This is a genomic window from Corynebacterium sp. c7Ub_26 (genome assembly GCF_053760365.1).
The window spans coordinates 265730-279554 of record NZ_JBSNBL010000002.1; the positions used below are offsets into that span (position 1 = coordinate 265730).

General features: G+C 59.1%; 9 protein-coding genes. 4 read left to right on the forward strand and 5 right to left on the reverse strand.

Features of this window, described 5'->3' with window-relative positions; all coding sequences use genetic code 11:
- Positions 1-3: 3 nt before the first annotated feature.
- The gene (gene typA, locus ACWORE_RS04525; RefSeq protein ID WP_455302868.1) at positions 4-1926 is read right to left on the reverse strand and encodes a translational GTPase TypA; all 1923 of its coding nucleotides are present in this window, start codon (positions 1924-1926) and stop codon (positions 4-6) included.
- A gap of 223 nt (positions 1927-2149) precedes the next feature.
- Here typA and bchH point away from each other — a divergent pair, with 223 nt between their 5' ends.
- From bchH to ACWORE_RS04545, 4 genes are read left to right on the forward strand one after another with little or no spacing between them, the layout of a single operon-like run.
- Entirely contained in the window at positions 2150-5830 is a 3681-nt protein-coding gene (gene bchH, locus ACWORE_RS04530; RefSeq protein ID WP_455302870.1) for a magnesium chelatase subunit H, read from the forward strand.
- Positions 5831-5850: 20 nt separating this feature from the next.
- Entirely contained in the window at positions 5851-6786 is a 936-nt protein-coding gene (locus tag ACWORE_RS04535) for an ATP-binding protein (RefSeq protein ID WP_406605795.1), read from the forward strand.
- A gap of 47 nt (positions 6787-6833) precedes the next feature.
- Positions 6834-8756 carry a VWA domain-containing protein gene (locus ACWORE_RS04540; RefSeq protein WP_455302872.1) on the forward strand — a complete coding sequence of 641 codons (1923 nt, stop codon included), beginning with the start codon at positions 6834-6836 and terminating at the stop codon, positions 8754-8756.
- Between the two features lie 38 nt (positions 8757-8794).
- Positions 8795-9403: a DUF402 domain-containing protein gene (locus tag ACWORE_RS04545; RefSeq protein WP_455302874.1), complete on the forward strand. Its 609-nt coding sequence runs from the start codon at positions 8795-8797 to the stop codon at positions 9401-9403.
- Positions 9404-9421: 18 nt separating this feature from the next.
- Here ACWORE_RS04545 and phnE read toward each other — a convergent pair whose 3' ends face one another.
- The 4 genes from phnE to ACWORE_RS04565 all read right to left on the reverse strand — a co-directional run bounded on the left by phnE (position 9422) and on the right by ACWORE_RS04565 (position 13631).
- Positions 9422-10351 carry a phosphonate ABC transporter, permease protein PhnE gene (gene phnE, locus ACWORE_RS04550; protein ID WP_455302876.1) on the reverse strand — a complete coding sequence of 310 codons (930 nt, stop codon included), beginning with the start codon at positions 10349-10351 and terminating at the stop codon, positions 9422-9424.
- The gene (locus ACWORE_RS04555) at positions 10348-11292 is read right to left on the reverse strand and encodes a phosphonate ABC transporter ATP-binding protein (protein WP_455302878.1); all 945 of its coding nucleotides are present in this window, start codon (positions 11290-11292) and stop codon (positions 10348-10350) included. The genes phnE and ACWORE_RS04555 overlap by 4 nt, the downstream gene beginning before the upstream one ends.
- A gap of 69 nt (positions 11293-11361) precedes the next feature.
- A complete protein-coding gene (locus ACWORE_RS04560) occupies positions 11362-12339 on the reverse strand; it encodes a phosphate/phosphite/phosphonate ABC transporter substrate-binding protein (protein WP_455302880.1) in 978 nt (325 codons plus the stop codon).
- Positions 12340-12410: 71 nt separating this feature from the next.
- Positions 12411-13631 carry a TIGR03364 family FAD-dependent oxidoreductase gene (locus ACWORE_RS04565; RefSeq protein WP_455302881.1) on the reverse strand — a complete coding sequence of 407 codons (1221 nt, stop codon included), beginning with the start codon at positions 13629-13631 and terminating at the stop codon, positions 12411-12413.
- Between the last annotated feature and the right edge of the window lie 194 nt (positions 13632-13825).

Below are 13825 nucleotides of genomic sequence, written 5' to 3' on the forward strand. Positions count from 1 at the left end.
TCGTTATTTCTTGCCCTGCTTCGCTTTCTGCTTAGCGTGCGCAGCAGCGCGTCCTCGTTCTTTGGCGTCCAAGATCACTTTACGCACGCGGATGTTCTTCGGTGTGACCTCGACGCATTCGTCGCCACCACAGAACTCCATGGCTTCATCCAAGGTGAGGGTATGCGCTTTGGCCAGTGTGACCGTCGTTTCCGCCGTCGCGGAGCGCATGTTGGTCAGCTTCTTTTCCTTGGTGATGTTGACGTCCATGTCTTCTTCGCGGTTATTCGCGCCAACAACCATGCCTTCATAGGCCTCAACACCAGGTTCGACGAAGAACTGCCCCCGGTCCGCCAGCTGCTGCAAGGCGTAGGCGGTGATCTGCCCCGCGCGATCAGCAACCAAGGATCCCGACGCCCGGTCTTTAATGTCGCCGGCCCACGGTTTGTACCCGTCACTATAGGAGTTCGCGATACCAGTACCCCGGGTTTCCGTCATGAACGTAGTCCGGAATCCAATGAGCCCACGAGCAGGCACGGAGTATTCCATGCGGATCCACCCGCCGGCACCGTTGTCCATGGACAGCATCGTGCCCTTACGCGAGGCCATGAGCTGCGTGACGGCACCTTGGTGCTCCGACGGGACGTCGATAACGAGGTGTTCGAAGGGCTCATGCAGTGTGCCGTCGATAGTCCGGGTCACCACTTGTGGCTTGCCCACGGTCAGCTCGAAGCCTTCGCGACGCATGGTTTCTACCAGCACGGATAGTGCCATTTCGCCGCGGCCCTGAACCTCCCACGCATCTGGGCGCTCGGTCGGCAAGACTTTCAACGAGACGTTACCGATGAGTTCTTGCTCCAGACGGGACTTCACCAGCCGAGCGGTGAGTTTATCGCCGCCACCGCGACCGGCCAAGGGGGAGGTGTTCACACCGATGGTCATCGAGATCGCTGGCTCGTCGACGGTGATCGGCGGCATTGCCTCAGGGTGCTCTGGATCCGCGAGGGTGTCGCCGATCATGATTTCGTCGATACCGGCAACGGCTCCGATGTCGCCGGCGATGACCTGGTCGGTGGGGACGCGCTTCACGCCATCCTGGCGCAGCAGTTCCGAAATTTTCGCGGTCTTGGTGTGCGGGTTTCCGTCGCTATCGTAGTGAATCCAGGCGACGTGCTGGCCCTTCTTCAGGATGCCGCGGAACACGCGGACGAGGCCGATACGCCCCAGGAACGAGGAGGAGTCCAAGTTGGTGACGTGCGCCTGCAGGGGCGCGTCGATCTCAGCAGAGGGCTCCGGCAACACGTCGTACAGCACGTTGAAAAGGTCCTGGAGGTCCTCAGCCTCCGGGACCTTTCCGTTGCCGGGGTTCTCCGTGGACGCCTTCCCGGCGCGACCAGACGCATACAGAACGGGCAGCTCCAGGTTCTTTTCGGCAGCTTCCTGCGCCTCCGGATCGTCCAAGGACGCAGCCAGTTCGAGCAAAAGGTCCTGGGCTTCGTCGACAACCTCGTCGATACGAGCGTCGGGACGGTCAGTTTTATTGACGACGATGATGACGGGCATCTTCGCTTCCAGGGCCTTGCCCAACACAAAACGCGTCTGAGGAAGGGGCCCCTCGGAAGCGTCGATAAGGAGGACAACACCGTCAACCATGGACAGTCCGCGCTCAACCTCACCGCCGAAGTCGGCGTGGCCGGGGGTGTCGATGACGTTGATGATCAAATCGGTGCCATGTTTGCCCATCCCCTTGCGATGGATAGCCGTATTCTTGGCGAGGATGGTAATACCCTTTTCCTTCTCCAAATCCCCCGAGTCCATGACCCGGTCGACGACCTCGTCATGATCGCCGAACACGCCTGACTGCTGAAGCATGGCATCAACAAGTGTGGTTTTGCCATGGTCAACGTGGGCGACAATGGCAACATTGCGAAACTCTGGATGGCTCACTGAGCAAAATCTCCTGGGGTAGAAAAACTCACCGTAGGTCAAGGGCGGTGAGCGAGCGTGACGCGGCATCTCCACCGGTCACACAATGGGGCACCCGAACGTGCGAATCGTGCTCAGGCTACCACCTCCCCCCATCCCTTTCATCTTTCCTATGCTGTGTGGTGGTACAGCCTTGGTTCGTTCCCGGTTCGTTGTCACGCCAACTTCTTGTTAGGACACTGTCATGCGCATTCTTTTTCTCGGATTCGGTGGGTCCATTGCGCTCACTATGCACTCCGCATGGGACGAACTCCGCGAAAAGTATGCCATAGGCACCACGGCTCTCGACGACGAGACCGCTGGGGCTGGTGCTGGCGATGCCGTGTTTGTACAAGGTCCGATGACACCTGAGGACATCGACGCTCTTGGCGCAGCTCTTGATGCAGCCATCGAAGAGGCAAACCGCTCCGGGCGCGCATTCGTAGTCTCCGCATCGGCGCCCTGTGCCGACCCCATCGTTGACCGAGCAACCTCACCACGGCCAGGAATCACAGCACGTCTGAGGGAAGCGCTCCGGCAACTCACGCCTGATGGGATGTGCCACGCCATCCGTCTGGTGCGCACCGTCTTAGCCGGGGTTCCCGATCCTGGTTCTCTCGCACAGTCGCGCCCACACGGCATCATTTCTCTTGACGACGATGACCTCTTGCGCGCCTGCGGGTATTCCGTGAGGGCGGCTGATGGGGAAACTCCGACGGGTGGGGAAACTTCGGCCGATGGGGATGACCGCCCCCAGATCGTTCACGCTCCGGCAGGCGTACGCATTGGAATTGCCGCCAGCCCGTTTCAAGTTGCCAGCCACGACACCCTCGCGGTCTCGTATATCGCGAAACTCGTTGAGGCCAGTGGCGCTACAGCCATCGTGTGGGCAGGAGATCCCACCGACGTGCCCGATGGCATCGAACCTCCACCGACCGTGGACGCGTGGATGAACCTCACCGGTTTCACGCTGGCAGGAACACACGCGAATCCTCGCGTCGATAATGGCGTCGAATTCCTCACAAACACGGGCGTTCCCATGATCACCCCGGTCCCTCTCCTGCGAATGGCCTTGGATCGGTGGCAAACGTCTGATCTTCCTGGTCTGACAGCGGGCCAGGTATCAATGAATATCGCTATTCCTGAATTCGAATCAGGGCTAGCTCCATGGGTGATCGGCGGGCGCGGCATCCCGGCCGTTGAGACCGACGACCCCGATCGCCCAGGTGACCCGCGCCTCGCCGTCGAGCGGATGCTCCCCGACCCCTACATGTGCGCACTCGTGGTGAACCGCACCATAAGAACCGTGGCACTCCGCCGCCTGCCCGCAAAACAGCGAAAACTCTCCATCACCATTTTTGGCCACGACGCCGACGGGACAATCGGTACCGCCGCACACCTCGATGTATTCCGCTCGCTGTGGAACTTCCTCCACCACCTCCGCGCCGAGGGCTATACCGTCGACATCCCCGAAACTCCGGAGGCCCTCGTCGATAGCCTTTTTGATTCCGACGCGGGTAACCGCAGCACGTGTCATGTCGCAGCAACATGGCCCGCGACGGAGTACAACGAGGCGTTGACGTCGTCGCAGGTCAGCCGGATCGACCGACTATGGACGCGAACCCCGGGAATGATCGACACAGACGGCCGCGAGCTTTTCATCCGCGGAGTTCGCCTTGGCAATGTGTTCATCGGCGTCCAACCGGACTTTGGCGACGTTGCCGACCCCCTCAACGTCCTCATGGCACCCGAGGTTTCCCCCTCCCACTCTTTCGCCGCCTATTACCTCTGGCTCGAACACGAATTCAGCCACGACGTCATGCTCCATTGGGGTACCCACGGGGCGCTGGAATTCATGCCGGGGCGCTCCACCGGGCTGATCAGGGACGACTGGCCGCTGCTCCTCACCGACAGCGTCCCGCACTCGTACCTGTACGCCATGAGCAACCCCGCTGAGGGCACGATCGCGAAACGTCGATCCTTCGCCGGTTTGATTAGCTACCTCACTCCTCAACTTATCGACGCTGGCCTCCACGGTGCCCTGGCCGCTGCCGCCGAGGAAGCGTTCCGGCTGTTGACGTCGGCCAAGGACGGCTCTGTGGAGCTGAATGCTGACACCTGTTCTGAATTGGTGACGCTCGCCGCCGAAGCCGATCTGACTGACTGTCCACCGCCCAACAGCGGTGATGCTGACGAAGGCGATGCAGGGAATGCGCAACACGACGAGGCCGACGGTTCACGCAACCCCTGGCACGAATGGGTCAGTAGCGTTTCCGCTACTTCAGAGCGAATCCGCCGTACCCCTATTCCAGAAGGCCTCCACACACTCGGCGAACCTCTCAGCCAGGACAAAGCCGCGCGGATCCTGAACCTCGCCTGCACATACCCGTTGGCGACATCCGATCCCCTTGCTGATCACCTGACAGAAGACCAGATCACGGAGGCCGTCGACGCCGTCGTCCACGACGATTTCGCGCGATTCAGCTCCCTCGTGGCGGGCGCATTCGATAATGATGCGGAGACCACAACTGCAACCCCGACGTCGTGGTTCCGCCACCTCCGTCGGCTCCACTCCCAACTAACGTCGTCGAAGGAAACCGACGGACTCCTCGCTGCGCTATCCGGGGCTTATGTTCCGCCCGCGCCCGGCGGAGAACCCGCATCACGCCCCGAATCGCTCCCCACCGGCCGGAACACACACGGGGCCGACCCGGCCACCATGCCCACCCCCACCACGGCCCGGCGCGGCGCCGCCACTGCCGACGCACTCGTCGAGCAATTACGGCACGAAGAAGGCCACTACCCCGAATCCATCGCCATGGTGATCTGGGGAATGGACAACGTCAAAACCAATGGTGAAGGTATCGCACAAGCATTTCACCTAATCGGCGCAGAACCTCTCACCGACGAGCGGGGACGCGTCAGCCGATTCCGGATCATCCCCCTCGAGGAACTGGGCCGCCCCCGCGTCGACGTCGTCTGCACTATGTCGGGCGTCGGCCGAGATCTTCTCGCCGGCCCCATGGAGCTGCTGGACGATGCCATCCACGCGATCGCGTCGCTACCCGAAGAACCAGAGGACAATCCCGTCCGCGCCCACGCCATGCAACAGGCGGAAGAACTTGGCCTAGACCTCGATTCGGCCGCAACCCGCATTTATGCCACCGCGCCGGGCAATTATGGGACCGGTGTTAATAAGCTCGTGCAGTCCTCGGAGTGGGACGATAATTCCGATTTGGCTGAGGTGTATCTGCACCGGATGGGCCACGCGTGGGGCAAGCACGTTAAAGGCAAGGAAAACCGCGCCCTCTTGGAGTCCAATCTGTCTCGTGTGTCTGCCACATTCCAGAATGTGGATTCAACTGAGATTTCATTGGCCGGCGTCGACCATTATTTCGAGTTCCTGGGCGGTGTGTCCAGCGTCGTTGAGACGGTATGGGGTTCACGGCCATCCGCGAAGGTTTCTCACGCTTGGCAGCATGAGACCAATGTTGAGTCGCTGGATGATGCGATGAGGTTGGAGTCCCGGACTCGTCTACTCAACCCCGCCTGGTATGAGGCCCAGCTCAAGCACGGTTATCAGGGCGTGGCGAACATCCGGTCGCGTTTTGAGAACACGTTCGGTATGCAGGCGACGGCCCGCGTCGTCGATAATTGGGTTTTCGACCGAACTGCTTCCACGTTTATTACTGACGATGACATGCGCGAACGGTTAGCCGAGCACAATCCTGCGGCCGTTCTCTCGATGACGGAGCGTCTGCTTGAGGCCGCGGACCGTGGTCTGTGGGAGGCGGACGATGATGTGCTTGACCAGTTGGAAGATATTTCAGATAGCCTGGATGCGACCGTCGAAGGTGTTACTCCGATGTCTTCCACCCGGCACTAACGCGAATCGTAGGTAACCGAATGAACCGCGTGTATCCCTTTACGCATATCCACGGACAAGATGAGCTCAAAGAAGCACTGATCCTCTGCGCAATCGATCCCGGCATCGGGGGTGTGCTCGCTTTCGGCGACAGGGGAACGGGGAAAACGACGACGGTTCGCGCATTAGGGCAATTGCTGTCACAGCATGGTGAGGGTTCGTCCCCCACCACACCGGTTATCGACGTCCCCCTCGGCGTGACTGAAGACCGCCTGATCGGGTCGCTCGATATCGACGCCGCGTTGACAACTGGCGAGGCGCGGTTCCGCCCGGGATTATTGGCCGACGCCAACAATGGGTTCCTCTATATCGACGAAATTAATCTGCTCGACGACCATTTGGTGGATGTTTTACTCGATGTCGCGGCGTCCGGGGTCAACATTGTGGAGCGCGACGGCATTAGTCACACGCACCCGGCGCGATTTGTGTTGGTGGGCTCGGGCAACCCTGAAGAGGGTGATTTGCGGCCACAATTGCAGGACCGGTTCGGCCTGGCCTTGCGCGTGGATACTCTTACCGACCCGACGGAGCGCATGACTATTGTTCGCGAGCGGCTTGCTTTCGACGCGGCCCCTGAGGCTTTTCTTGAAGGTGCTCAGGAAGAAGAGCAGGAGCTCGCCACGTCTATTGAGCAGGCGCGTGACCGCGTCCGTGATATTGAGCTCAGTGAAGATGCTGTGCTTACTGCCGTTGAGGTCTGTACTGAAACGGGATGCGTGGGGCATCGGGGCGAGCTGGTCATCACCCGTGCTGCACGTGCACGGGCTGCCCTCCACGGTAACAACACTGTGACCAGGGAGGATGTTGGAGCGGTGGCCCTCGCGGCGCTCCGGCATCGCGTGCCGACCGAAGCATTCGAAGCACCAGGCGATGTTGATGCGCGGTTGACGCGCACTATTCACCAGGTATGTGAATAACTATTTTCCAACCGATAATGAGCCCGACCATTAACGAGAGTGACACCATGGCATATCCTGACTCTTTGGCACGCGCCATTGATGCACTACAGGTATGGGTGCAGTCCCGCCCTTCGTGGCTGTTGCTCACGGGCGATTCGGTGCGGATTAACGAATCGTTAGATGCGCTGGGGGAACTTTGGGCGGACACGAAGCATGGATCAGTGATCCGCATGAGCCCGAGTATGACGCCCACTGATATCACGCGGATGAGCACGTCGTTTAATCACGACCGATCCGACGTCGCGAGGGAAGCCGAGGTTGCACCCCGGGGTGATGTACCCGGACGCAATGCACCCCAGCGCGATGGGCTCGTCATCATTCACAACGCTCATCTTCTTGAGGTGGATACGGCCGCAGCCGTCGCCCAGCACTTTTCGGCATGCCATGTCATCTCTGCCGTGCCCGATTCACGGCAAACGTCGACGATCGATGAAGTCCCCGCCGTCATATTCGATCATGTCGGCCCGATTTTGTCGGCTCACTACGCCACTGACCCTGACATGATTGCCACACTCGCGTCGCGCTACATGCCCGCTGGCACTTCCCGCACGACCACAGTCGACGAGGTTCGTGTTACCGACGAACGTGGCGATGCCGACGATACCGCCGTCGGGACTAAAGATTCTGATACCAGGAAGGATGGTGCTCGGGCCGTCGACGGTGATGATGAGCTCAGCCAATGGGTGGCCAGAGCGCTCATGACTCATCTCGGGAGCCAGGCAACGCCGGGACTACTTCTCGACGCCATATATATGGCGCATGCTGCGCGGACCCTCGGGCACGCCACGGAACACGTACACGAAACCGTTGTCGATATGTTTATCCGGCCTCGGCTCCCGGAGGACGTTGACGACTCGGACTTTGACGATCATCCACGGAATAACGACGGCGACTATGAAGACGGTAACGAGAAAGAAAACAGCGCCAATCCGTCTGAGGCACAACCGGAGGATGCCGGCACCCAGAGTTCCCCAAACGACCCAGACACCACCTCCAATGAGGAGCCTGTTTCAGATGAGTCCTCCGAGAATTCACCGTCACGGGAGAACGACTCCGGTGACACATCGCGCGAGGACCGCAACGATCCTCCCCACAATGACAACGCCTCTACGGGCGCGGAAGCGCGAAACACTGACCCCGTCGATAAGCCTGATGGCCAGCCCTTAGCCATCCCCCACATCCCTCACCGGGGGCGGACGTCAACCGCGGTGTGGCCCGGTCGTCATGGGCCACGTGGGATTTCTCACCGCGGACGCGTCCGCCGAGTTATGCCAGCGCGAACACATGACACCGATCTCGCGATTCTTCCTACCCTTGCGGCAGCTGCACCGTGGCAGCGATTCCGGCATCGCCATCAGGACGGTCAGCACGATCAGCGCGACCAGCACGATCAGCGTCGGATCATCCTCACTCGCGATGATCTCCGCACGGCTCAGCGCGAATCTGCCGGCGGCGAACTAGTCATCATCATCGTTGATGCATCCGGATCCATGGGCCGCGGCGCGATCCGCACGGCGAAATCCACCGCCCTGGAAGTGCTGCAATCGAGCTATCGGGACCGCAGCAAGGTCTGCATCATCGTCGCCCGCGGACACGAAGCAGCCATCGGGCTACCCGTCACACGGAGCCTGTCACGCGCTCGACGGTGCCTCACTTCACTGCCGACCGGCGGTGGCACTCCCCTAGCATCGGCGCGGCTCCGAGCAGCCAGTATCGCCCGACGATTCCCGCCCGAATTAGTCCGCGTGATCGAACTATCCGACGGCCGGGCCAACGTCGGCCTTCCCCATTCACACGGCAACCCCGCCGAGGACGCCGAGAAGGCCAAGTATGAACTCGATGCCGTGGTGTCATCGGTGACGTGCATACCGGTCTCGTCCCTGGGCCGGTCTCGACGGCGACGTCACAACCGCGATCGTCGAAACTAAACCGGCACAATTATCGGCATAATTAACACAGGATGGCTATGCAATCACCAACGACTCAGCCCCATCACGGAGCTATTCACGCTCCCAAACACGAAACATTCGATATCGAAAGCAAGACAAATATTGACCCTAAGGGTTTCACACGCACCGTCGATACGTATGTCGAAACATCATTCGGGCTTTATATGGGTAGAGGAGCAGACCATCCACGGTTCGGATATATCGAAGCATGGTTATTGCGTGAACCCGATATCCGAATCACAAAATTCCACTTTCGGTCAGAAACGAAAGCCAGTGAGGCGCTCACCGACAGGCAAGAGTTTTATATCGACATCGCGCACAACATGCGTGATAGCGAGCGCCCCATCTGGACGACCACCGACTACTACGCGGACATCGTTCTCTACCGCAACGATTCCGCCGCGCACGACCGCTATTCCATGGAAGTCCTTGATCTCGATGAGCTCGAAGACGCCTACACCCAGGGCTTTATCACTGCCGCCGAATTGGCGCACGCTCGCTCCGTGACAGCCACCGTCGTCGACGGACTGACAACCTACGGGGATATCGACTCCTGGTTAGAACAGTTCAATATCGCTTTGACCTGGAAAAACGCCGACGATATCTCATTGACACCTGCGCCCTAATGTCGACAGCACCGTGAACTATAAGTGCCGACGAAGCCACGCGCTTAATTGGTCCACCACGATCACAAGAACGAGAACCATGATGATGTAGGTAAGCATTTCATCAAATTGAAATGTCTTAATTGACCTATTAATTAATAATCCGATTCCGCCGGCGCCCACTAATCCTAAGACCAGCGAACTACACACATTAACGTCAAAACGGTATAAAAGCAGACCAACAAGGTTTGCCATCGACATAGGAAGAATGGCGTGGCATACCTGCTGCACACGATTCGCCCCCGCTGTGCGCAGAGCTATTTGAGGCCCGTCATCGATTTCCTCGACGGCTTCCGCCCAGAGTTTTCCCATCACGCCCGTGTTATGCAGGATCAGCGCCATGACGCCGGCAAACGGACCGAGCCCCACCGCGGTCACAAAAATGAGGGCAAAAACAATGTCGGGCACCGCCCTGAGGAATGACAGCACTGAACGGCATGCGTGGTACACCGCACGATGAGGGGTAACTGTTTCCGCAGCTCCAAGGGATAAAACGAAGGCGAGCGGAACGGAAAAGGTCGTGCCTAAGAGTCCAATCCACAGCGTTGTCAGAAGTCCCTCGAAACCAGGCTTGACGACGCCGTCCATGTTGAGGTTCGGCGGGAACGCATCCTTGAAGAACGCCACCATGTTGGACCAGCCGTCAATCAGTTTCTCGACATAAAACTCGGTACTATTGACGGCTATTGCGTGAACGAGCACAGTTACGGCAATGGCGGTGATCCAGCCGATCCACAGCCGCGCTTTCAGCCTTTTCGGTATCGCTATGGGTTGGACCAGGATGCGTGGGACGGCCGCGACTTGTGAGTCTGCGGAGCCTGCCCCGGGAGTTCCCCGATCGATCGACGAACCGTCGATACGCTCGCGATGTCTGGTGGACGAAGATTGCGGTTGGGCTAATTTACTCACTGTCGTCCTTCCAACTGGCCGAATGCGGTACGGTTTCGCTCTAATTCGTCGCGGGCGGATACCTCGGCGTCCTTATCAAAGGGAATCGGTGCATCCATGGCACGGGACTTCTGACTGCCGACGGTATAAAGCGTGCTGATGGTGTCGAGGTCACATGCGTGACGGGGCAGGTCGAACGCCACCAACCCTTCCTTAATGCCGATAATGGTGTCGCAATACTCCAAGGCCAGCTCTGGCTGATGGACGACGGCGATGCACGCAATGTTCGCCTCTATCGAAATGTCACGGAGCAGCCCCATGACCTGGTGCGCAGCCGTCGGGTCGAGAGCCGATGTGGGCTCATCAGCAAGGATCACGCGGGCTCTCTGGCACAGGGCCCTCGCCACCGCCACCCGTTGCTGCTGCCCACCGGATAGCGATCCGCATCGGTCGAAGGCGCGATCTGCTAACCCAACACGTTCCAGGCACCCCATGGCCTCTTCGCGGAGAAACTGCGGGAAGGTCCACGTCGTCAGAGACCGCCAGAAAGGAATGTGGGCGAGCCCACCGACGCACACGTTGTCGAGTACGCTCCGCCTGGCCACGAGGTGGATCTTCTGGAAGATCATTGCCGTTCCCACAGACGTATCGATCTCGACGTCACCTTGGTCAGGCTCATGGAGCCCGGCGACGATGCGCAATGCCGTTGACTTCCCCGAGCCATTGGCGCCAAGGAGAGCCACCATCTCCCCCTCGGATGCCGAGAAACTGATATTGCGGAGGACATGGTTATCCCTGAACGCTTTAGCAATATCTCTTACCTGGACTAATGTCCGCCCAGAGGAATGGTTGCCACCGGTATCGCTGTGTAATCCGGCGGATTCTTCCTTCGTCAGAAGCACCGGGCTAGCTATGCTTTCCGCAGGATTCGGCCGTCGGCGTTCGTTATTTTTATTTCGCATGGTGTCTCCCTGTGTAGCCACTAGCCGGTTCTGAGGCTGGGTGTTCAGCTCCGCATCCACAGCCCCACATCATTCGACGTCATCCGTGGTCAGTCCCAGCGCCGCACTGAGTTCAAACAGAGCCGAATAGTCCTGCTTTGTCACGCGAACCAACGGGCCGGGTTGGTCAACGTCGAGGTATCCAGCCACCTTCTTCACAGTGCTGGGATCCAACTGAGTCAGCGCTGTTCGCAGCTTGCGCTTGAGCTCCGGATTAGCTTTCTTCGACACCGTGATGGGGTCATTCGGAATAGGGTCCGATTTCCATATTTGGACGTAATCATCGGTGTTAAAACGCCCCTCACTGATAGCCGTGGCCAGTGTTTGGGAGTTGATCTCTGCTGCATCGACGGCACCATTCGTCAGCGACATCAATGCTTCGGGGTGCCCGCCGGCATAATCCATGGTCAGGTCTCTATCGGAGAGACCTGCGTCTTTCACAGCTTTGCGCGGAAGTGCGTCACCTGATATTGACCCCACCCCGCCCAAGGCCAGTTGCTTTCCGCGTAGCGACGCCACGTCGTGAATTCCCGACGACTTCTTCGCCCAGATACCCGCGGTATAGCTCGACAGCTTGCCCTGCGCGTCACCAAACGACACGAGGGGCTCCGCACCTGCTTTTTCGTCGGCAAAAACGTAGCCCAGCGGGCCAAACTGCCCCAGCACGAGCGAGCCGTTCCGCATGGCCAACACCTCTGCCGAGTAGTCCTCCACAATTTGAACTTTGACGGAGCAGTCCATCTTCCTGGTGAGGTCGTCGGCAATAGTGCTGTAAGCAGCTTCCAGGGCTTTCGGGTTTTCGTATGGTTCGACGCCGAAGGCGATCTTTCCGTACGGGCACGTCGGGCTCCCTGATGCACCGCCGGGAGCGCATGACACTAAGCACGCGGCGGAAAGTCCGATCAGCGAAGCACAGGCCAAAGTGGTGATGCAGTGTCTCACTGGCACCCTTTCTGGAGTGGAATGGGAGGAAGAATGGGCGCCGGCAACAGAGAGTGACAATGCCACAACCCCATGAGGAGAGTCTTTGTTGCTGTAACGCCGGTCAGGACAGACCGACGAACCAACGGTGAAAACGGTTAGAAGTCAGGCGCATCGCGGTGTTCAGTAATCAGGGTTGCGATCCCGAACGACAAGGTCATCCCAATTCCAGAAGCGACGACGGCCACCGTGGTGCGGTCATCCGGCCGCTCGAGCACAAGGTTGGTGTCCGGGCTGTCCGCGTATCGGCCCTGCCAGCGCTGGCGCACCACCGGCTGCTCGATCCCGAGATATGCGGACGCATTGTCCATGAGCAGGTCCGCGATGCTCTGCTGAATAAATGGTTCTGGCGACTGCGCATAATCGTGGGAATCGCCGATAAATATTCCGCTACCACTGGAGTTGAGACCAGGAATGGCGCCGTCCGGCAAAGCAGTAGCCATAAGGTTGGCAATACATCCCACTAATTCGGGCTTCGTGTCTAATAATTCTTCACGCAGATCCGGCACACCGGGCATGGCAGCGACGCCGTCATAACGGGCGAGCGACGTCCCCGTCAGCATCGCGAAATCGTCGGGAATATGGTCGGGGCGATCAATCAATGCCATGGTCAGAATGCAGGTTCTCAGCCCGTTGCGTTCCGCGATCTCCGGGAATACTTCTCCGACATGATGCCCCGGGCATACGACGACTTCGTCGGCGGACAACGTTCCACGCGAGGTATCAACCTGCCCATCCCTCACATGATGGACGGCCGTGTTCCAGCTAAATTCGACGCCATTCGCGGCTAGCCATTCTGCGAGACGCGGCGCAGCTTCCCGAGGATTTACCCTCATGTCGAGTGGTAAGAGTGCCCCGCCAATGATGTCCCCCTTGCCACTACTGCCGGAGCTTGTGAGGCCCAGCCGTTCACGCGTATCGTCCGCGCTCAAGAGTGTGACTTGCTCGGAACCGCGGTGGTCGTGGAACTGCCGGAGCACGGTCATCTCGGTGTCGCTCACGGCGGGCACGACGGTGCCTGGTTGCGCTGCCCACAAGCCAGTTTCAGCGGCTGCTGCTTTCCACCCATTACGGGAGTCTGCCGCGACATCCTGAATAGCGTCAGCTTGGGCAGTGAAGCAGGCATGGCCGAAGTTTTGGATAGAGGCGCCGACCGGACGGTTAGCACGATCAATAACGTGAACTCGCCGTCCCTGGTGATGAGCGCGCCACGCAGTAGCAAGGCCTACGATGCCTGCGCCCACGATAATAAGATCGGTTTTATTCCCCACTCCGTTCTCGTGAGACTGTGTTTCCTCGGCTGACCTAAACACATCCATAGTCTCTATGGTGGTCGGCTTAAGTTCGATATGTCGAGTTTTTATCAATAAATTCACGCAGGTTTCATCTGTACTTTCCCTAAGCAGTCAGATCATGTAAGCGAGTATTTACATCACGTCATTTTCACTTTGTGAACCGTGAAAAGAACCCCTGTGACCCGCAGTTTGTGTCCCTAAACCGTGTACTCAGTCCA